The sequence below is a fragment of the Paenibacillus sp. GCM10028914 genome (assembly GCF_042666275.1).
In the GTDB taxonomy this organism is placed as follows: domain Bacteria; phylum Bacillota; class Bacilli; order Paenibacillales; family Paenibacillaceae; genus Paenibacillus_AQ.
In genome coordinates, this window is record NZ_JBHTFO010000004.1 from 285,686 (window position 1) to 307,080 (window position 21,395).

Here is a 21,395-nt window from a genome sequence, read left to right on the forward strand (position 1 = left end):
ATGAGCCAAGGTTTAAGAAAAGAAGAAGCGTCACGTGTCGCCTTTGAAGAGGCAAAACAATATATTCCTGGTGGTGTCAATAGTCCGGTACGGGCATTCAAATCGGTGGGGTTAACACCGATTTATATGGAGCGCGGAGAAGGAAGCCGTGTGTATGATATTGACGGCAATAGCTTCATCGATTATGTCGGATCATGGGGACCGCTTATTATGGGTCATGCACATCCTGAAGTAGTTGAAGCACTACGTGAAACAGCTACCAAAGGAACAAGTTTTGGAGCACCCACACTACTCGAGACAGAGATGGCGAAGCTGGTATGTGAACGCGTTCCATCCATCGAAATTGTTCGGATGGTGAACTCCGGAACGGAAGCGACGATGAGTGCAATTCGTCTAGCGCGTGGTTATACCGGACGGAGTAAAATTATTAAATTCGAAGGATCTTACCATGGTCATGCCGATAGCTTGCTTATTAAAGCAGGATCCGGTATTGCTACTCTAGGTCTGCCAGATAGTCCGGGCGTTCCTGAAGCTGTAGCGACGAATACAATTGCAGTTCCATACAATGATTTGGAGTCTGTGCAACTTGCATTTGAACGTTTCGGCAACGAAATTGCAGCCGTTATCGTTGAACCTGTAGCTGGAAATATGGGGGTAGTGCCTCCGCGTGAAGGATTTCTGGAAGGTTTACGTAAAGTAACGGAGGATTTTGGGAGCTTGCTTATTTTTGATGAAGTCATGACAGGTTTCCGCGTGGATATTCATTCGGCGCAAGGACGTTTTGGCGTTACACCGGATTTAACTTGTCTAGGAAAAGTCATCGGTGGTGGTTTACCAGTCGGTGCTTATGGCGGAAAACGTGAGATTATGAATCAGATTGCACCAGCGGGCCCTATTTATCAAGCAGGTACACTGAGCGGTAATCCACTCGCCATGGCAGCTGGTTATACAACGCTTAAGCTGTTGACACCTGCTGTATATGATCAATTAGAACAGAGGGGAGCTCAGCTTCAAGCGGGCTTAGAACGGAATGCACGTGAATTCGGTATTCCACTCTCTATAAACCGGGTTGGATCGATGGTTTGTCCATTCTTTACAGACCAGAAAGTAATCAATTTTGAAACAGCGAAGTCGAGTGATTTGGAGTTATTCCGTCGTTATTTTGCGGCGATGGTTCAAGAGGGCGTAAGCGTTCCTCCATCCCAATTCGAAGGAATGTTCATATCGGCTGCACATACGGAGGAAGACATTGATATGACAATTGAAGCTAATTACAATGCCTTCAAAAATCTATGAGCTATCAAGGTAACTGGGTACGTCGTGGCGAATGGCTTGAGTTGACGCCAGGTAAGGTTTTAACAAGTCAAGCAGATCGTGAAGAAGCTACGGCTAAGTGGCTACTTGAAACGGTTGAGATGCCAGAGAAGCTTTTGCGGAAGTTGCAGCATAGTAATGGCATACAATGGCGGGGGGATCGGTTACGTCTTGCTTTATTTCCGGTAAGAGAGGCCGGGATTGAGGCGATATGGAGTGAACTTGAAGTCCTTTATGAGGATGATTTCTGCTTGGTCGTGAACAAGCCTGCGGGAATGGCTGTTCATCCGGATGACCGTGGCACCGACGTCACGCTTAACCATGCGGTTGCAGCTTATTTCGAAGCTTCAGGAGTGGAAACCGCTGTAAGACATATCCATCGACTCGATAAGGATACAACAGGACCTGTGTTATACGCCAAAAATGAGTATGCTCAGCTCAAGCTTGATGAAGCGATGAGGCAGAAGAAAATCGTCCGAATATATGCGGCGATTGTGCAAGGTCGTGTCTCTCCTGATCTAAAGGTAATTGATCTGCCAATAGGCAAAGACCGTCACCATGCACAGCGCCGTAGAGTATCTTTAACTGGTCAAACGGCCATTACACATGTGTTAGAAGCAGAGGTATATAGAGAAGCCAGTCTGCTGTACTTGAGTTTGGAGACCGGAAGAACGCATCAGATTCGTGTTCATTTAAGCCATATGGGACATGCTATACTGGGAGATTCGCTGTATGGAGGGTATTCGGTAAGCTTTGGTCGTCAGGCACTGCATGGGGCCAAGCTGATCTTTGCTCACCCTTTCACTGGAGAAGAGATAGAGGTTGATGCTCCATGGCCAGAAGATCTTCTACAGTTGAAGGAAGAAAAATCGAGTAAACCTTTTCGTAGATAAAGGCCGTTTTTAACGGTCTTTTTTCTTTAGCTAAAACTTCTCATCAAGGATTTAAGTCAGGTAACCGTAAAAAAGTCATGCTCCCCCATTTTCGGCATATAGATAAGTTGAGTAACAAAAATGGGCTCATGCCGCGTATAGACCGCGGATAGTATATGCCGAAAGGAGGACATTCCCGTGTTCGACCAGTCCTACGGATTGCGGTTTGATATTTACGAACGCATTATTTTATCGGAAGATCTGCCGGGAATTGGAGATCTTGAAGAGGTTGAGTTAATTCCTCATATTCAGGTAATCAGTCAGGAGGAGCAGGCAACACTTCGCGGCCATTTGCTTTTAGCAGGGCTGTACAAAGGTGATAACGAAGCGGGAGAGTCCGAACCGTTGGAACATTGGATTCCAGTAGAAATTACCGTTCCTTTGAACAGAGTGTCTTCACTTGAAGAAATCGCGGTAGAGATTGAGAATTTCGATGTGGACGTATTGTCTTCTCGCAGTCTTAACATTACCGGGGTTCTCTCACTGAAAGGAATTCAGGCTGCCGTTCAGGGACCGAATGCCGGGGCTTGGAACGATGAAGAAATTATGGTAGTACATGCTCCTGAGGCAACTCCTGAGCAAGCTTATGGTTATGATGAATTGGTGCGCCAGCAGCAGGCGGGCTATTCGGCCTCAACCGCCCCAGCGGATCCATTTCTCCAAACTCAAAATAGCTTTGCCTCCGATGATCCATCTGGATACGATGGCAATGGTGGACCCGCCAGTTTTGTTCAAGGTGCCCTAGAACAGGAGTTACATAGAGAGCAGGCAACACCGGAATCTGCTTTAGTTCAAACTACTGAACAACCTGCTCCCAATCCTGAAATATTACAAGAGGTGCAAAGAGTAGCGGAGACAAACCCGAATGTATGGAACTTTGAACGTGTTGAAAAAGCCCAAAGTAGTGCTGAAAATCCTTCTGCTGGATATCCTGGTCTTTTGCAAGAGAGACAGGAAAACGCGATTTCTGAACTACAGACAGCTTATGATGAGGTGGAAGCCTCAACTGAAGAGCAGGAGGATATTACAGCTGCTCAAGAGACTTCACTAAATTCAGATGATTCTTCAGTTCATGAGGAACCACCTTCAAAGCCGGAGCTGAAAGTTGCATTTAGTACGAAGAATAGTACGGTTGATAACAAAGCCGGAGTCGGTTTATCTTCTCTGTTGCAATCAAGCCGTACGTTACAAGAACAGGAAGTTATAGCGCGCGAACCAGAAGAACCTGTTCAGGATGAGGCTGAGCAGCTTGCCGCAGAAGATGTTCAGTGGAAATCATTGTTCCTTGGGAGCCGGCAGGAAGAGACTCCTTTCCGAAAGGTTCGATTATGTATCGTTCAGCGTGAGGAGACTATCGAAGCGATTGCAGAAAGATATCAATTAAGCCCTCGAGAGCTGCTGCTTTACAATCGTCTGTCAGAGCAAAGTGTAGAGGAAGGCCAGGTTTTGTATATCCCCTAGGATAACTTTCAGTAATAGCTAAGAAAGGCCGCCGGAGGATGAATCCTCCGGCGGCCTTTCTAGTTTCATGGATATCAGATCACTTTTCAGCTTCAGTAGCGTGAAATATTGACTATACACCACAAGCTAAGTTATAGTTGTCTATAGTCAACTCAGACATATTGGAATACAATATGGAAATACTGTATATAGCATTTGCAAATTACAAACAACTGTGAACGGGAATAGTAGGAAGAAATGGCCTTCAGAGAGCGGAATTGCAGCGCTGAGAGATTCCGCAGGAACCAACTTGCGAAAGTCGCCCCGGAGTTGCTTGCTTGAACTTACGCTTGTTATTCATAGCGAAAGTTAGAGCATGCCGGCTGCAGCCGTTACCTGTGTAAAGTGTCGCAACGCTTGGAATTGCCATATTATGGCAGTCTATAACCAACGCTGCGAAACAAAGGTGGTACCGCGAGAGAACAACAGTCTTTCGTCCTTTGAGGACGAAGGGCTTTTTTTGTTTCTAATGAAAAGTTCCTAGTAGTGCAAATGGCTAAAATTATGATGTAAGGCAATGCTGACTAAGTAACGGAGGTACGAGATTATGGAACAAAATGAAAATCAAACCTCGGCACAAATGCCGACCACTTACGATCCAAAGGCAGCAGAACAAAAATGGTATCAATATTGGAAGGAAGGCGGTTATTTCAATGCTGGTAAGCGTCCAGACGCAGAGCCTTTTACCATTGTAATCCCGCCACCCAATGTTACCGGTATGCTTCATATTGGTCATGCGCTGGATTTCACATTGCAGGATATCCTGATACGTGTTAAGCGTATGCAGGGTTATGATGCATTATGGCTCCCAGGCTCTGACCATGCGGGGATTGCTACACAAACAAAGGTTGAGCAAAAGCTGCGCGAGCAAGGTATTAGCCGCTATGATCTGGGCCGTGAGAAATTCCTTGAACAAGTATGGGATTGGAAAGAACAATATGCGAATACGATTCGTGATCAATGGGCTAAGATGGGGCTTTCTCTCGACTACTCTAGAGAACGTTTCACACTGGATGAAGGCTTGTCCAAGGCTGTCCGCGAAGTGTTTGTGAAGTTCTACGAGAAAGGGCTCATCTACCGCGGTAAGCGAATTATTAACTGGGATCCTGCAGCACGCACAGCGTTGTCTGATATCGAGGTTGAATATAAGGAAGTTCAGGGACATTTGTATCATCTGACTTATCCGCTCAAAGATGGCAGCGGCAGCATTACGGTTGCTACTACCCGTCCAGAAACGATGCTTGGTGATACGGCCGTAGCGGTTCATCCTGAGGATGAAAGATACAAGGATATGATCGGTAAAACATTGATTCTGCCGATTATCGGACGTGAAATTCCGGTTATTGCGGATGAATATGTTGAGAAGGAATTTGGTAGTGGTGCTGTAAAAATCACACCTGCTCATGATCCTAATGACTTTGAGATGGGTCTTCGTCATGACTTGCCGCAAATTACGGTAATGGATGAATCCGGTACGATGAACAGTAACGCAGGAAAATATGAAGGCTTAGACCGCAGTGAGTGCCGGAAGCAGATTGTAGCTGATCTGAAAGAGTCCGGTGTACTCATTAAAATCGAAGATCACGTTCATCAAGTAGGCCATAGTGAGCGTAGCGGTGCGGTTGTAGAACCATATTTGTCAACACAGTGGTTTGTTAAGATGCAGCCGCTTGCTGAAAGAGCAATCGAAGCTCAAAAATCCGGTGAAGGCGTTAATTTTGTACCTGAGCGCTTTGAGAAGACGTACCTCCACTGGATTGAGAATGTACGTGATTGGTGTATTTCTCGTCAGCTGTGGTGGGGACACCGAATCCCAGCATGGTATTGCGAGGAGTGCGGAGAACTACATGTTGCTCATGAGGAAGTTGCAGCCTGCGCGAAATGCGGAAGTACAAATATGAAACAGGATGAGGACGTACTTGATACTTGGTTCAGTTCTGCGCTTTGGCCGTTCTCGACTTTGGGCTGGCCGGAAAATACTGAGGATCTGAAGCGTTATTATCCGACAAATGTTCTGGTTACTGGATATGACATCATCTATTTCTGGGTTGCTCGTATGATCTTTACGGCACTTGAGTTTACGGATGAGAAGCCTTTTAAAGATGTTCTTATGCACGGACTGGTTCGTGATGCGGATGGTAAAAAGATGTCGAAGTCACTTGGCAACGGGGTGGACCCGCTCGATGTTATCGAGAAATACGGTACCGATGCAATGCGTTATATGATTTCGACAAGCAGTACACCGGGGCAAGACCTTCGTTTCCGCTGGGAACGAGTGGAGCAAGCACGGAATTTCGCTAACAAAATTTGGAACGCTTCTCGCTTTGCTTTGATGAATCTGGAAGGCTTTAAACATAGCGATATCGACATTAGTGGAGATCTTGGAACAGCAGATCGCTGGATACTTCACCGATTGAACGAAACTTCACGAGATATTACGCGTCTAATTGATGCCTATGAATTTGGCGAAACAGGTCGACTGCTCTATAATTTCATCTGGGATGACTTGTGTGATTGGTACATTGAGTTTGCAAAACTGTCACTTTATGGCGAAGATCAAGCTGCAAAGAAAAAGACTCAGTCTGTACTTGCCTATGTTCTCGACCGTACGATGCGTCTTATTCATCCGTTCATGCCATTTATTTCGGAAGAAATATGGCAGCATTTGCCGCATGAAGGTGATACGGTTATGCTCTCCTCTTGGCCGACATATGACGCTTCCTTGGAAAACAAAGAAGCTGTCGCAGAGATGGATCTGCTGATGGACGTTATTCGTGCCGTTCGTAATATTCGTGCTGAAGTGAATGTGCCGATGAGTAAAAAGATAGAGCTGATGCTCAGTGCAGCGGATGCAAGTGTGCTGGGTATAATTGAACGTAATGCAGATTATATCCGTCGTTTCTGTAACACTTCAGAGTACCAAGCAGGTCTTAGCCTTGAGGCGCCTGAAAAAGCAATGACAGCTATCGTTACAGGAGTTGAACTTTATCTCCCACTGGCTGGTCTGATCGATATTGAACAAGAGATTGCTCGTCTAGAAAAAGAAGTTCAGCACTTAACCAGCGAGGTAGAACGTGTGGAGAAGAAGTTGAGCAATCAAGGCTTCGTTTCCAAAGCGCCGGCAAAAGTAATTGAGGAAGAGCGTGCGAAACAGGCAGATTACTCCGAGAAGCGGAATAAAGTAATCGCTCGGATTGAAGAGTTAAGAAGCTAAGGGGAACGGTAACTAAATATTGACCTGAAGGTGAGAAGCATGGGGAACCAACATGGGGCTGCTGTCGAGCTGGCCCCTCTACAAAGCTACGATGAAGCGGTTGAGTGGATTAACGGGCTGATTCCATTTGGCATACGGCCAGGTTTGGAGCGCATCGAAGGAATGCTTGAGCAACTTGGCAATCCTGAAAGAAGACTGAAATTCATTCATGTGGCAGGAACGAATGGCAAAGGATCGACGTGTGCTTTTTTGACAGAGGTTCTTTTACAGAGTGGTTATTCTGTAGGTACCTTTACATCTCCTTACATTACGAAATTCACTAATCGGTTTCAGTATAATGGGGAAGATATTCCTGAGGAGACATTGCTTAAACTTGCGAACAAATTGTATCCGCTAGTTCAGGAAATGGCAGCAACTGATCTCGGTTCACCGACGATGTTTGAGGTATCCACAGCGCTGGCTATTTTATATTATGCGGTGGATAGCGTTCCAGATGTTGTTGTTTGGGAAACGGGCCTAGGTGGAAGAATGGATGTAACGAATGTTGTACATCCTGTCATCTCCGTCATTACCAATATTGGGATGGACCATACGGATATTTTGGGAGAGACGATATCTGAGATTGCAACGGAAAAGGCAGGTATTATTAAGCCTGGGGTACCCGTTGTCAGTGCAGTAACGCAACCTGAAGCAATCAAGGTCTTGAAGGAGACGGCTGAGCGCAATCGTTCTACGTTGTATCTGGCAGGGGAGACGTTCTCTTATGAGCGTACAGGAGGCAATGAAGAAGGTCAGACGTTCCATTTCACTGGGCCTTTCCGTAGCCTGGATATTGGTATTACTTTGCAGGGGGATCATCAATGTGCGAATGCTGCTTGTGCGATGATGAGTGTTGAACTTCTTCGTCACTATATGGCCTTTGTCATCGAAGAAGATAACCTTAAAAAAGGATTTCATGCGACTCAGTGGGCTGGCAGACTCGAACAGGTGAGTTCTTCTCCTCGTATAGTCTTAGACGGAGCCCATAATCCGGAGGGAGCAGAAACCTTAGCTAAAAGCCTTCCAAAAGTTTATAAATACCGTAAGCTAAACTTAATGATGGGAATGCTGGCAAATAAGCATCATGAACCGTATTTGAAGCATATACTGCCTATAGTGGATACGCTTATCCTGACAGAACCGGATTTTCGAAGAAAAATGGACGCCAAGGCGTTAGGAGACATCGTAGAGCAGTTAAGGGAGAAATACGCCAAACCATCGCTGCAAATCATCATAGAGCAAGATTGGAAAAACGCATTGGAAATGTTGAAATCACGGACGGAAGCGGAGGATCTTGGGGTGGTGTCTGGCACGTTATATCTGATTGCCGACGTGCGTTCCAACCTCCTGGGCCTTTCCGATTCTGAAAAAGGTTGGTGATATCTGTTGAATACATCAGAACATGTTCATTTTATTGGTATAGGCGGCTATGGTATGAGCGCCATTGCAAGAGTTATGCTTGAAATGGGATATAAAGTCACAGGATCAGACGTGGCATCTCAGGAATTAACAGAAAAACTGGCTGCTAAAGGCGCCAAAATATATATTGGCCATACGGCAGAACAGGTAGAGGGAGCAGATCTCGTCGTATATTCCACAGCGTTGTCGCGAGACAATGTAGAGCGGGTAGCTGCTGAACAGCAAAATATCCCGGTACTTCATCGTGCCCAGATGCTTGCAAGACTGCTGAATGAAGGCAAAGGTGTTGCTGTAGCTGGGGCTCATGGTAAAACGACAACTTCTTCTATGATTGCGCTCGTAATGGAGGAGTGCGGAGTGGATCCCACTTTCATTATTGGCGGAGAGATTATGAATGTTGGCACGAATGCAAAAGCAGGACAGGGAGAATATGTTGTTGCAGAAGCTGATGAAAGTGACGGCTCATTCCTGCAATATCATCCTTGGCTTGGTGTTGTCTTAAACATCGAGGCTGACCATCTAGAGAACTATGATGGTGATTTCAATAAACTAAAAGCAGCATATGTACAGTTTTTGAGTCAGATTAGGGAAGATGGCACAGCTGTAGTATGTGGAGACGATGAGAATATTCAGGCTTTATTGCCGGATCTGAAACATGTAGAAGTAACGACATACGGTATTCATGCGGACGCCGACTATATGGCTAGTGATCTAGTGCTTGGAGACCGTCATGTTTCTTTTACTATGACTCATCGGGGTCAGGTTCTAGGGCAAGTAGAACTCTCGGTTCCTGGCAAACATAATGTATATAATGCGATGGCTACAGTTATTACCTGCTTGAAGGCAGGTGTGCCATTTGAAGAGATCGTAAAAGGGATTGTAAAATTCCACGGTGCGAAACGCCGCTTCCAAGTTCTTGGCGAAGTTAATGATATTCTGGTCATTGATGACTATGCTCATCATCCTACTGAAATCGAAGCTACAATCAGTGCAGCGAAAGCGACTGGGAAGCGAATTATTGCAGTTTTCCAGCCTCAGCGCTACTCAAGAACCTTCTTCCTGCTGGACGCTTTCAGTCGAGCTTTCGAGGACGCTGACGAAGTAATTATCACAGATATTTACTCCCCAGCTGGTGAGAAGCAAATCGAAGGTGTGAGTTCTGCCAGATTGGTTGAGTTGATTGTTGAGAATAGTAACGCTGGAGCACGATACCTTTCCTCTAAAGAGGAGGTTCTCGAAGACCTTAAAGGGCGTGTGAAACCAGGTGATCTTGTTCTGACAATGGGAGCCGGAGACATTTGGAAAGTCGGAGCTGCATTGGCTCAAAGTCTAAAAGAGAATAAATAATTTTCACACTTGTGAGTCAAGCGTGTTGAGATGCCCGTATGATCGTTCCTGAAAAGGGAGGATATGCGGGCATCATTTTTTGTTTGTCCTTCTGCGCACATAACTTTCTTAAATCTATCATATAGGTATTTATAGATGAGGAGACAAGTGGGGGGCTTTTTGAATGAATAAAGCGCGTATGACGATAAGGTTTGATCGTGAGGATTCTAGAGAGCAAGCAGTGCAGTCCCAAGGGATCCAGAGAACTAGAAGAGACGATTTTGAACAATATGAACATGAAGAAGTGCAGATCGTTACAGCTCCTATTGAAATTATGGATCAACATAACTTCATCCAATATGATGATAATCGAATGAATAAGTCGCGTGCTAGCGCTAGGTTTGCAGATGAGCAGCGATTAGAGGTTTATGACGATGAGTACTTGAGTTCTCATGAATCGGATTATTATGAGACGGATGCTTATGCTCCTTACCACTCTGAAGTAGAGACTACGCATGTTACGAATGATTATGGCTATTATCGATCGAGAAAACCGAACTCTATATGGAAAGTAGCAGGATCAATTACTGGGGCTATTGTCACCGGATTGCTATTTGGTACGGTCGTTTTATCAATGTTTAATGATGGAGGCTCAAGTAAAGCTCCTAGCATCTCAGGGGCCATTCAAGGTACAGATTCCGATCCTTCCAATCATTTAGTGACCAATGAAGAGAAGATTATTGGGGATGAGGCAGTTCCTGCGGCTGTAACGGTTGCAATTCCAGAACAAACTTTTTATTTGCTGCAGTACGGTGTGTTCAGTTCAGCAGAAAGGGTAGAGCAGGCTAAGGATGAACTGTCTAAATCCGGAATTGCTGCATTTGGGGAATCCTCTCCAGAAAATCGAGTGTATGCCGGGGTATCACCTGATCGGGAGCAAGCAAAGCTGCTTAGCAGTCAGCTGAAAAACGAAGGGATGGAGCTCTATGTCCGGGAAATTACTCTCCCAGGTGCTCAATCTGCTGTATTTGCAGGAGAAGCTGCAGCTTTGGATATTTTCTTTGAAGTAAGTGGGGAACTGACAGCTGAATTGAGCTCGTTATCCGCTTCTCTACTAGGAATCGAGAATCCTGGATCGGTGGATGCGGAGAGCATGAAGACGATAACCGGGCTTCATCTCCAATGGACAGAGGCTGTGAAGTTAATTTCTCAAGATTTGAATCTGGAGACCGGGGCAGGTCTGACAGCAATGGAAAAAGAAATGAATGGAGCCATTACGGCTCTGACAGAATACAATAAAAATCAATCCAAGGGTCACTTGTGGGAAATTCAAGCAGGAATGATGAACTATATAATGGGACAAAGGAAGCTTGTGGAAAGCTTATAGTCTTAAAGGCGCAATAGACCGCAGAAATCCGGCAGGTGAACTGGTAATAGTTCCCCCTTCCGGATTTCTGTTTGTATTGCTTACCGATTCACCGTATAATAATTAGGGTGTCAAAATATGGCGAGGGAAGAGGACGAATGAAGAAAAACGCAGGAGTACTTATCTTGTTTATACTGCTAGGGTGGCTAACCGGTACATGGATTGCAAAATTGTTGTTACCTGTCAAAGCCCTTTCTTTTCTGACAACTTCAAAAATGTTGGAGTGGTCGCCCGAAGCTAATTTGGACATCATACATTATGACATTAACATTGAATTCAAACTTTGCCTGCTTGGCCTGATCGGTATAATAACTGCGGTTTGGCTGTATCGTAGGCTCTAACAACAAAGGAGACATTCCCTCGTGAAAGAGAAGGCATTAGGGCATATTATCCTGGCATCTACTTCTCCGCGGCGTCAAGAATTAATTGCAACATTACGAATACCGTTTGAAGTTATGCCGAGTGATGCTAATGAAGATACTCCTGCTGGATGGGAACCGAGTATGATTGTGGAGACCCTTGCACTGCGTAAGGCGGATACAGTATATCGAAGTCTGTCGTATTCAGGTGAAAATTCGATTATTGTAGGAAGTGACACAATTGTCGTTCTTGATGACGAAATACTAGGCAAGCCGGCGGATGATGAAGATGCTGTAAGAATGCTTTCTTTACTCCAAGGTCGTACCCACAAAGTATATTCTGGTGTAGCTTGCATCAATGCTGTAACGGGACAACGTGTTGTTCGTCACCGTGCAACGACGGTAAACATGAAGACATTAAGCGATGATCAGATCATGTCCTATGTGCGAAGCGGTGAACCTGACGGCAAAGCCGGCGCTTATGCCATTCAGGGTCTTGGTGCTACGATTGTTGAGAGCATTGAGGGCGACTACTTTAATGTCGTAGGGCTGCCGTTATCGTTACTTAGTGATATGCTAACAGAGATGGGAATGCCCATATTATAATTTGGTTATCGATTGAATCCGCGTATTTATGATTTAGATACAGGAAAAGAGGGGATTATATGGAGTCGCCCGCATTTTTGCTGCGCGACATCCCCCATGAAGAACGACCAAGAGAGCGCATGATGTCATATGGGGCGAGCGCCTTGAGTCATGCTGAACTGCTTGCGATATTGCTCCGGACAGGAACCCGGCAGGAATCTGCTATTCATGTGGCACAGCGGATCTTGAAACAGGTAGGGAGCATACGTCAACTTGTAGATCTCAGTATTGAAGAATTAACGCAAATTAAAGGAATTGGACCCGCCAAAGCAATACAGTTGAAAGCGGGAATTGAGCTTGGAAGACGTCTTGTCAACTCAAGACATATGGAGCCGGTAATTATACGAAGCCCTCGTGATGCCGCGGAATTGCTAAGCGAACAGCTGCGCTATCTCCAGAAGGAACATTTTGTTTGTCTTTTTTTAAATACGAAAAATCACGTCATAGCCCAAGAAACGCTATCCATGGGAAGCCTTAACGCCTCCATAGTTCATCCCCGCGAGGTGTTTAGAGCCGCAATTAAATGCAGCAGTGCATCTTTGGTTTGTGCACACAACCATCCAAGCGGCGATCCTACACCAAGTCCCGAAGATATATCACTGACCTCCCGTTTGGTAGAGGCTGGGAATATAATTGGAATTGAGGTTTTGGACCATTTGATAATTGGAGATGGATCGTTTGTAAGTTTGAAAGAACGGGGCCTGATGTAATATAATAGTTCAGATTGAGAAGGAAAGGGAGATTACAGCATGTTAGGTGGTTTCACGAAAGATTTAGGAATTGATTTGGGGACGGCTAATACACTCGTCTATGTCCGTGGAAAAGGAATTGTCGTTAGAGAGCCTTCAGTGGTAGCTCTGCGTACTGATACCAAAACAATTGAAGCGGTTGGTGAGTCCGCTAAAAAAATGATTGGTCGTACACCTGGTAATATTCGTGCGATTCGTCCAATGAAAGACGGCGTTATTGCTGACTTTGATACGACAGCAACAATGATTAAATATTTTTTGCGTCAAGCACAGAAACAACGGTCCATATTTCCGCGCCATCCAAACGTAATGGTGTGTGTACCTTCAGGTATTACTGCTGTTGAACAGCGCGCTGTGGAAGATGCTACGAAGCAAGCTGGTGCTCGCGAAGCTTATACGATTGAAGAGCCATTTGCTGCAGCAATTGGTGCGGATCTTCCAGTATGGGAGCCGACAGGCAGCATGGTCGTTGATATCGGTGGAGGTACAACTGAAGTTGCTGTCATTTCACTTGGTGGTATCGTTACTAGCCGTTCGGTACGTGTAGCCGGTGATGAAATGGATGATTCCATTATTTCTTACATTAAACGTCAGTATAACTTGATGATCGGGGAGCGTACTTCCGAGCAACTTAAGATGGAAGTCGGCTCAGCAATGCCGCTTGAAACGGTAGAAACGATGGAGATTCGTGGTCGTGACTTGGTTACAGGATTGCCTAAGACCATCACGATTACTTCTGACGAGATTAGTGAAGCGTTGGCTGATACCATTAATGCAATCGTGGATGCCGTGAAAGTAACACTGGAGAAATGTCCTCCTGAATTAGCTGCTGACATCATGGATCGCGGTATTGTGTTGACTGGAGGCGGAGCATTGCTTCGTAATCTGGACAAACTGCTTGCTGAAGAGACCGGTATGCCTGTTATTGTGGCAGAAAATCCACTTGATTGTGTAGCAATCGGTACAGGTAGAGCGCTCGATAATATTCATTTGTTTAAATCCCGCAACGGTTCTTCTGTTCGTTCCAAACGGTAGGTTGAACAGGTGCTTGTCAACCCCTGGTATGTGGGAGAGAAAACAGTAACGTTAGAGGGTGTTGAAAACTGTTTAAGCTGCTAGGAAACAAACGTTTGTTTATTATGCTGATCGGGCTGGTAATGTTTATTATACTCATGGGCTTCACGTTTGGCTCGAGAGTAGGATTAACTTGGCCCGAGAAGTTTGTTAGGGATACGGTAGGTTTTGTACAAGGTGTATTCTACAAGCCCGCTTCTTACATAGCGGGCTTCTTTGAAGATGTACGCGAGTTGAAAGATGTGTATGAAGAGAACGAGCGTCTGAAGAAAGCTGTTGCGCAGTATGCACGTGAGAGTGCTGAATACAATATGATTAAGAACGATAACATCAACTATATGAATTTGCTGAAATTCACAGAAACTCAAAAACAGAAATATAATTATGATTACCGACCGGCCAATGTGTTAAGTGTCAACCAGGATCCGAATAATCATACGCTGGTTATTGATCTTGGAGCCAAAGACGGCGTTCGATTAAACATGTCCGTTACCTCGGTTGATGGCATGGTCGGTGTCATTAGCCATGTTGGTAACTTCACTTCTACCGTGAAGCTTCTAACGACACTTGATCCACAAGACGCGAAGCGTCAGCAGATCGCAGCCACGGTTTCGGATAAGGATACATTCGGGATTATTGAAAGCTACGATAAGAAGACAAAAATGCTGAAAATGACGCGTATTCCAGAGGATGATCCCATTAAAGAAGGAGACCTGATCGTTTCTTCTGGTAATGGAGGAGTTATTCCGCGCGGAATGATTATCGGTACGGTTGATAAAGTGGAGGTCGGAGAATTTGGGCTAACACGAACAGCGACCATTATACCTGCGGCAAACTTTCAGGATTGGAAGACACTTCTCGTGGTATTCGCACCTGAGGAGCCGAAGGGATGAGGCGTAAACAGGTACTGATACTGCTGTTGTTTCTCGTATTTATTCTTCAGGGAACCGTCGGTTTCTGGTTAACTCCGAGCTCTTGGCAGGATAAAATCTCACCTAATTTTATGTTTGTTGGGATTCTTTTTGTGACTATGTATTACCATCGTCATGCAGGGCTAATACTTGGTCTTGTCTTTGGGATGCTGCATGACGTGGTCTATTATGGGGAAATGATCGGTACTTTCTCATTTGCAATGGGGGTATCGGCTTATGTCATGGGACTTATATTTAAGACGCCGCGCGCACCATTGCCGGTTATGATGACGGTGGTTATATTGGGCAGTTTACTGCTGGATAGCATGCTGTTTGGGATCTATAAATTATTCGGGATTAATCCCGATTCTTACAATTGGGCCCTACTGAATTACATGCTTCCCAACCTTCTGATTCATTTTGCTTTTGCCTTGATTATTTATGTACCTCTTCGGAAGCAGTTTGAGCTACTTGCCAAAGATCCGAAGAGAAACAAGGCTTCTTGACCTGTCAAAACGACATTTTACAGAGGCTAGCAGGAACTTGAAGGTTCGAGCGCGAAATGTATGAAGATGGGAGGGACAGGCTTATGGCTGTAAAATCCAATCATGTAACGATTAAGGGCATCAAAGATGGCCTGGTATTCCTGCTCGACGATCAATGTGAACTAGAAGAGCTGCTTAGTGAGCTTCGCTATAAACTTGAGCATAGTCACCAAAATATTCTGACCGGGCCTATAATCCATGTGGATGTGAAGATGGGGTCTAGACAGATCTCAGAAGAACAGAAGCAGTCTATTCTTGACATACTGAAGCAGAAGGGAAACTTGCTGATTCGTTCGGTGGAATCTCCACCGCTTGAGCCGGAGGATGAGCCGGTGACAGGGCCGGTGGTGAAGACGGGAATGGTACGTTCGGGACAGGTTCTTCATCACTCAGGAGATTTACTCTTCTTGGGTGATGTGAATCCTGGGGGAACGATTATAGCGACTGGAGATATATACATACTGGGTGCACTACGTGGAACAGCGCACGCAGGTGTTGACGGGAATGAGGATGCAATCATTGCGGCCTCCTATTTAGCTCCTACTCAGCTTCGTATTTCAGATATGATTAGTAGACCACCGGATGAATGGGAAACACGAGAAACGGTCATGGAGTTTGCGTATTTACAAAATGGAAGTATGCAGATCGACAAGATCAGCAACATCGTCCGATTGGGCCGGGATTTTAATGTGTTTAAAGGGGTGTAGAATATGGGAGAGGCAATCGTCATAACATCAGGTAAAGGCGGTGTCGGGAAAACGACTACCTCGGCGAACATCGGCACGGCTCTGGCACTGCTGGGCAAAAAAGTGTGTTTGGTGGACACCGATATCGGTCTTCGTAATCTCGACGTGGTCATGGGTTTGGAAAACCGTATTATTTATGACCTGTGCGACGTCGCAGAAGGGCGCTGCCGTCTCAATCAAGCTCTGATCAAAGATAAACGTTTTGATGAGCTTTATATGCTGCCTGCAGCCCAAACGAAGGACAAGCATGCCATTACACCTGAACAGATGAAGGATATTGTTCTGGAATTAAAGAAGGAATATGAATACATTATTATCGATTGTCCGGCAGGAATTGAGCAAGGCTTTAGAAATGCCATTGCCGGGGCGGATAAGGCTATTGTCGTAACCACTCCTGAAAATGCTGCTGTGCGTGATGCGGACCGTATTATCGGGCTACTGGAAAGCTCTCATGTGGAATCTCCAAAGCTTGTAGTTAATCGGATTCGACCGAACATGGTTAAATCAGGAGACATGCTTGAAATTGAAGATGTACTGCAAGTGCTGAATATAGATCTCATTGGAATCGTACCGGATGATGAGATGGTTATCAAAGCAGCGAATCTTGGAGAACCGACTGTAATGAACCCAGATTCTCCTGCAGCGATAGCATATCGCAATATTGCACGCCGCATATTAGGAGACACGGTTCCTCTGATGCAGATTCATCAGAAGAAAGGTATGTTCACTCGCTTTAAGAAATTTTTCGGAATGTAATAATATCATATTTTCTTAAGATGAGCCGATGCTGATGAAGCGTCGGCTTTTTTGTTTACTTCCATCCGAAGATATCCGTTTGTGAGGGCTTGTTCTAAACATCTTTCCTGTCCTCATAAGATAGAGTAAAACAAGCCCCAAGGGGGAGAGTTATGTGGATATAAAATCTTCTGTTAAACATCGGAGAGAGGCACGGATCCGTGAGCTATTGAATGAGTATTCACCTGAAAGCAAAGATGATTCGAATGATATGCGTTTGCTTCCGGTTCCCGCGGCAGTACATAAATCTAATGTGATCAGGCAGAGTGTATCTCAGTACCCTAGTCTGAGCAGCACTGAAGATGAGCGAGATCCCGAGAAAATGTGGAAGCAAGGTCACCGTGGATGGTACGATAACATAACAGAGCCTGAGATACCACCGCGAAAAACTTCGTTTGTAACTAGTATACTGCGGCGTCTCACGGCTAGTGTTTTGCTGTTTGGAGCAATTTGGGGTTTATTTTCGATTCACGAACCATGGGCCATGAGGGCACAAGGGTATATTCTGGAAGGATTGAGTCGAGAAATGGATTTTCAAGCCGCTCAAATATGGTACGAAGAACATTTTGGTGAGACACCCTCATTTATTCCGATTTTTGAACAGAGTGATCAGAATACAACAAAGGTAAATGCTTTAGCATCCCTAGTACCTCCAATTCAAGGTGAGCTGGTTCAGTCTTTTGCTGTTGACTTCAAAGGGGTAATGATTGCTCCTAAAGGGGATTCACTCTCTTTGCACGAGGTTAAAAGCATAGAAGCGGGCAGAGTGCTAGAAGTTAAGAAGCAGGCTGACTCCAAGATTGTGATATTAGTTCAGCATACAGGAGCTAGAAAGGCTGTATATAGCGGTCTTTCAACGACAACTTTGAAGGTGAATGATTGGGTTGAGGGCGGGGATGTTGTAGGCACTCTTCCACTTGAGCAGCCAGCCCTCTACTTTATGTTAAAAGATGGAGAGCGAATTGTTGATCCCACGGATGTGATCTCATTTGATTAATATCCGGGGGACGGTTCTCTCTCTGCATCCACTCTTTGTCATTGTCATGCTGGCTTCTGTGATCACTGGACGCTTTTTTGAGTTGCTGACTCTTTTTGTTATTGTGTTTATTCACGAGCTCGGACATGCCGGAGCTGCTTTAGCTATGGGATTTAAAGTGAAATCTATTCAAATGCTGCCCTTTGGCGGGGTGGCTGTTATTGAAGACGACAAACGGATGAATGCTGCTCGTGAAATGATTATTGCACTGGCCGGTCCTTTGCAAAATGCTATTATGATCGGAATTGCATTGTTATGTCAGACGGCCGGGTGGGGTGACGGCCCTTTTTTGTCCTATGTGATACAGGGAAATCTAATCATTGCTCTTTTTAATCTACTTCCAGTACTGCCTTTAGACGGAGGAAAAGTGCTTCAGGCTATCATCAGTTTATTTGTTCCCTATCATGCAACACTGTTATGGACAGCTCGTGCAGGTGTATTATGCAGTTTATTAATGATTGGTTACGGACTATTCCCGTTGATTACAGGTGAGGGTATAAACCTTAACTTATTAATGATCGGTCTTTTTTTGGCCTATTCAAATTTTGAAGATTATCGGAATATTCATTACCGATTTTTACGATTTATAGTGAACCGAAGCGGAATTCACGAACATCAGCAGGATGGAGTGGGAACTGCGCAGCCGATTGTTGCAGATTCTTCGAAACCTTTGGATGATATAATGCGTTTATTTAAAAGAGAGAAGTATCATTTGATTTATGTCATGAATCGCCAAGGAGGTTTAATGGCAGTCGTGCCTGAACAGCATGTCATCGCTTCTTATTTTGCTTCTGATCGACCACCTTGGTATGCATGAAGGAGGTAGAAGGGAAATGAGACTTAGATATTCACTGCTATTATTCCGTCGGTGCTGACTCATGATAGATTTGTATAATAGATTAGTCTTCCATAAGAGGTGAAGCCATGAAACAAATGATCGTTCATTGTGACCCGGAAACCATTCAGATGGCCCTCATCGAAGATGGCAGGCTCGTTGAATATGCAGCGGAGCGCGGACGAGAGCAAAGTGTCGTCGGAAGTTTTTATAAAGGAAGAGTAGTCAATGTACTTCAGGGTATGCAGGCTGCTTTTGTAGATATTGGTTTAAGAAAAAACGCTTTTTTGTACGTAGATGATGTTCTGCATCCTCATTTGGAGAAACAACCTAAGAACAAACCCTCCATTACAGATCTGCTGAAGGTTGGACAAGAGTTGATCGTTCAGGTTATGAAAGAACCGCGGGGAGGCAAAGGCGCTAGAGTCACCACACATTTCTCATTGCCGGGCAGATGTATGGTGTTCATGCCAAAATCCGGTTATGTAGCCGTCTCTAAAAAAATACAGCGTGAAGCTGAACGAATGCGTTTGAAGATGATCGGTGAGCAGATTAGAGATGGTGAAGAAGGTATTATTATGCGTACTGTTTCTGAGGATGAACCTGTTGAATTTGTCGCTGGAGATTTGGAAATGCTGAGAATGGAGTGGAACCGTATCGTTGAAAAGGCGGAAGTTTCTACATCACCCGCTCTTCTTCACCGCGATCTTGGTATTCTCCAGAGATTTATTCGTGATGCGTTTGATCCGGCGAATGATGAATTGATCATCGATCGAGAACTTGATGCTAAGGAAGCGGAAAGTTATCTGATTGATATGGTCTCAGGAATTAAACCTAAAGTAAGACTATATGAAGGGAAAAATCATATCTTTCAAGCTTATGGTGTTGAGGAACAACTTAAGGTGAGTTTTTCTCGTCAAATATCCTTGCCAGGCGGGGGAACGATTGTTATAGATCAGACAGAGGCCCTTACGGTTATCGACGTTAATACGGCGAAATTTACCGGAGGAGATAATTTTGAGGATACGGTTACCCGCACGAATCTCCATGCGGCCCGTGAGATAGCCCGGATTCTTCGACTTCGGGACATCGGCGGAATTATTATTGTGGATTTCATCGATATGGAGCAAGAGGAGCATCGTCAAGAAGTGATTGCTGTTATGGAGGCAGGCATTCGTAAAGACCGGACCAAGAGCTTTGTTGTAGGATGGACGAAGCTTGGATTATTGGAGATGACACGCAAGAAAGCACGAGAAAGTTCGATCGTTCCTAATTCTAGAATTTGTTCAGTATGTGGCGGATCTGGCATTGTATAAAATAAGAAAATTATTGACGAATTGATAGGATATATGTTAAGATCTTCAGGTATGTGTTTAGTGAGCAATTGCTGCACATGCTGTAACCGCTCCGATCGGGTTTACAAGGACGGTCATAAATCAATGAACGGACACCTGAATTAGGCGAGTCTGAGACATGAGGAGGTGCAAGCAAATGTACGCTATTATCGAAACAGGTGGTAAACAATACAAAGTTCAAGAGGGCGACGTATTGTTTATTGAGAAGCTGAACGCAGGTGACGGCGAAAGCGTGACTTTCGACCGTGTACTGGCAGTTTCCAAAGAGGACGGTTTGGTAGCTGGAACACCAGTTGTTTCCGGTGCATCCGTAACTGCTAAAGTGGAGAAACACGGTAAAGGCCATAAGGTCGTTGTATACAAATACAAGCCGAAGAAAAACTACCACAAGAAGCAAGGTCATCGTCAACCTTACACAAAAGTAACAATCGAGAAAATCCAAGCGTAAGAAGGTGCGGTAATTGATTACTGTACAAATCTCTCGCAAGGAAGACGGCCTAATCCATGGTTTTGAAGTCAAGGGGCATGCAGGTTATGCTGCCCACGGACAAGATATCGTATGTGCTGGAGTTTCTAGTGTTACGGTAGGTACGGTGAACTCTATTGAGGCTTTGACCGGTATCGTCATGGAGACCAAGATGAAGGGCGGATTTCTCAGCGGAATTGTTCCGCCGGTGAAAGACGATTCGGTGTCGGGTCAGGTGCAGTTACTCCTCGAATCCATGGTACTTATGTTACAAGGAATTGCAGATTCATACCGTGAGTATATTCAAATACAAGAACACACTACTAAAAGAAGGAGGTAGACAACATGTTGAAATTGGATCTTCAGTTATTCGCATCGAAAAAAGGTGTAGGTTCCACAAAGAACGGACGTGACAGCCGCTCCAAGCGTTTGGGCGTAAAGCGTGCAGACGGTCAAGTCGTTTCTGGTGGTAGCATCTTGGTTCGCCAACGCGGAACGAAAATTCACCCAGGCACAAACGTGGGCATCGGCAAAGACGATACTTTGTTTGCGAAAGTCGAAGGCGTTGTGAAATTCGAACGTTGGGGTCGTGATCGCAAGAAAGTGAGCGTCTACCCGGTTGATGTCGCTCCTGTAGCGGCTGCAGTAGAAGCGTAATTCGTTTCTAATAAAGCTTACAGACGAGAAGTTTCCGGCAACTTTGCCGGGG

At 45.0% G+C, this 21,395-nt stretch carries 21 protein-coding genes and 1 other annotated feature; all 21 genes read left to right on the top strand.

Translation table 11 applies throughout. From position 1 onward, the window contains the following. The 21 genes from hemL (at position 1) to rpmA (ending at position 21,343) form a co-directional block, all read left to right on the top strand. On the top strand, positions 1 to 1,296 hold the full coding sequence (gene hemL / locus ACFQV5_RS03965; protein ID WP_379243880.1) for a glutamate-1-semialdehyde 2,1-aminomutase: 1,296 nt from the start codon (positions 1 to 3) through the stop codon (positions 1,294 to 1,296). Next, a complete protein-coding gene (locus ACFQV5_RS03970; RefSeq protein WP_379243882.1) occupies positions 1,293 to 2,207 on the top strand; it encodes an RluA family pseudouridine synthase in 915 nt (304 codons plus the stop codon). The genes hemL and ACFQV5_RS03970 overlap by 4 nt, the downstream gene beginning before the upstream one ends. A gap of 177 nt (positions 2,208 to 2,384) precedes the next feature. Then, positions 2,385 to 3,707 (top strand): LysM peptidoglycan-binding domain-containing protein, encoded by a 1,323-nt coding sequence (locus ACFQV5_RS03975; protein WP_379243884.1) that lies wholly within the window; start codon positions 2,385 to 2,387, stop codon positions 3,705 to 3,707. A gap of 205 nt (positions 3,708 to 3,912) precedes the next feature. After that, positions 3,913 to 4,190 (top strand) — a binding site (T-box leader). Between the two features lie 103 nt (positions 4,191 to 4,293). Next, complete coding sequence (locus ACFQV5_RS03980) at positions 4,294 to 6,960, top strand: valine--tRNA ligase (RefSeq protein ID WP_379243886.1); 2,667 nt, start codon at positions 4,294 to 4,296, stop codon at positions 6,958 to 6,960. A 39-nt stretch (positions 6,961 to 6,999) separates the two neighbouring features. Then, a complete protein-coding gene (locus ACFQV5_RS03985; RefSeq protein ID WP_379243888.1) occupies positions 7,000 to 8,379 on the top strand; it encodes a bifunctional folylpolyglutamate synthase/dihydrofolate synthase in 1,380 nt (459 codons plus the stop codon). A 6-nt stretch (positions 8,380 to 8,385) separates the two neighbouring features. Beyond that, positions 8,386 to 9,765 (top strand): UDP-N-acetylmuramate--L-alanine ligase, encoded by a 1,380-nt coding sequence (murC, locus tag ACFQV5_RS03990; protein ID WP_379243890.1) that lies wholly within the window; start codon positions 8,386 to 8,388, stop codon positions 9,763 to 9,765. Between the two features lie 163 nt (positions 9,766 to 9,928). Next, positions 9,929 to 11,131, top strand: coding sequence for an SPOR domain-containing protein (locus ACFQV5_RS03995; protein ID WP_379243892.1), 1,203 nt, complete (start codon positions 9,929 to 9,931; stop codon positions 11,129 to 11,131). 137 nt (positions 11,132 to 11,268) lie between these two features. Beyond that, the gene (locus ACFQV5_RS04000) at positions 11,269 to 11,511 is read left to right on the top strand and encodes a DUF4321 domain-containing protein (protein ID WP_379243894.1); all 243 of its coding nucleotides are present in this window, start codon (positions 11,269 to 11,271) and stop codon (positions 11,509 to 11,511) included. 21 nt (positions 11,512 to 11,532) lie between these two features. After that, positions 11,533 to 12,135, top strand: coding sequence for a Maf family protein (locus ACFQV5_RS04005; protein WP_379243896.1), 603 nt, complete (start codon positions 11,533 to 11,535; stop codon positions 12,133 to 12,135). A 59-nt stretch (positions 12,136 to 12,194) separates the two neighbouring features. Further along, positions 12,195 to 12,884 carry a RadC family protein gene (radC, locus tag ACFQV5_RS04010; protein ID WP_379243898.1) on the top strand — a complete coding sequence of 230 codons (690 nt, stop codon included), beginning with the start codon at positions 12,195 to 12,197 and terminating at the stop codon, positions 12,882 to 12,884. Between the two features lie 39 nt (positions 12,885 to 12,923). Further along, complete coding sequence (locus ACFQV5_RS04015) at positions 12,924 to 13,958, top strand: rod shape-determining protein (RefSeq protein WP_379243900.1); 1,035 nt, start codon at positions 12,924 to 12,926, stop codon at positions 13,956 to 13,958. Positions 13,959 to 14,062: 104 nt separating this feature from the next. Next, positions 14,063 to 14,890 (top strand): rod shape-determining protein MreC, encoded by an 828-nt coding sequence (gene mreC / locus ACFQV5_RS04020; protein WP_379243966.1) that lies wholly within the window; start codon positions 14,063 to 14,065, stop codon positions 14,888 to 14,890. Beyond that, a complete protein-coding gene (gene mreD, locus ACFQV5_RS04025) occupies positions 14,887 to 15,414 on the top strand; it encodes a rod shape-determining protein MreD (protein ID WP_379243902.1) in 528 nt (175 codons plus the stop codon). Before mreC ends, mreD begins: the two co-directional genes overlap by 4 nt. Positions 15,415 to 15,497: 83 nt before the next feature. Beyond that, positions 15,498 to 16,160 (top strand): septum site-determining protein MinC, encoded by a 663-nt coding sequence (gene minC, locus ACFQV5_RS04030; RefSeq protein WP_379243904.1) that lies wholly within the window; start codon positions 15,498 to 15,500, stop codon positions 16,158 to 16,160. 3 nt (positions 16,161 to 16,163) lie between these two features. Then, the gene (minD, locus tag ACFQV5_RS04035) at positions 16,164 to 16,955 is read left to right on the top strand and encodes a septum site-determining protein MinD (RefSeq protein ID WP_379243906.1); all 792 of its coding nucleotides are present in this window, start codon (positions 16,164 to 16,166) and stop codon (positions 16,953 to 16,955) included. Between the two features lie 154 nt (positions 16,956 to 17,109). Next, positions 17,110 to 17,991, top strand: a complete 882-nt coding sequence (locus tag ACFQV5_RS04040; RefSeq protein WP_379243908.1) for a peptidoglycan DD-metalloendopeptidase family protein — start codon at positions 17,110 to 17,112, stop codon at positions 17,989 to 17,991. Continuing rightward, positions 17,984 to 18,847 carry a M50 family metallopeptidase gene (locus ACFQV5_RS04045; RefSeq protein WP_379243910.1) on the top strand — a complete coding sequence of 288 codons (864 nt, stop codon included), beginning with the start codon at positions 17,984 to 17,986 and terminating at the stop codon, positions 18,845 to 18,847. Before ACFQV5_RS04040 ends, ACFQV5_RS04045 begins: the two co-directional genes overlap by 8 nt. Before the next feature lie 107 nt (positions 18,848 to 18,954). Further along, on the top strand, positions 18,955 to 20,181 hold the full coding sequence (locus ACFQV5_RS04050) for an Rne/Rng family ribonuclease (RefSeq protein WP_379243912.1): 1,227 nt from the start codon (positions 18,955 to 18,957) through the stop codon (positions 20,179 to 20,181). A gap of 175 nt (positions 20,182 to 20,356) precedes the next feature. Then, the gene (gene rplU / locus ACFQV5_RS04055) at positions 20,357 to 20,668 is read left to right on the top strand and encodes a 50S ribosomal protein L21 (protein WP_379243914.1); all 312 of its coding nucleotides are present in this window, start codon (positions 20,357 to 20,359) and stop codon (positions 20,666 to 20,668) included. Positions 20,669 to 20,681: 13 nt separating this feature from the next. Further along, a complete protein-coding gene (locus tag ACFQV5_RS04060) occupies positions 20,682 to 21,026 on the top strand; it encodes a ribosomal-processing cysteine protease Prp (protein WP_379243916.1) in 345 nt (114 codons plus the stop codon). Between the two features lie 5 nt (positions 21,027 to 21,031). Further along, the gene (gene rpmA / locus ACFQV5_RS04065; protein WP_379243918.1) at positions 21,032 to 21,343 is read left to right on the top strand and encodes a 50S ribosomal protein L27; all 312 of its coding nucleotides are present in this window, start codon (positions 21,032 to 21,034) and stop codon (positions 21,341 to 21,343) included. Positions 21,344 to 21,395: the final 52 nt, after the last annotated feature.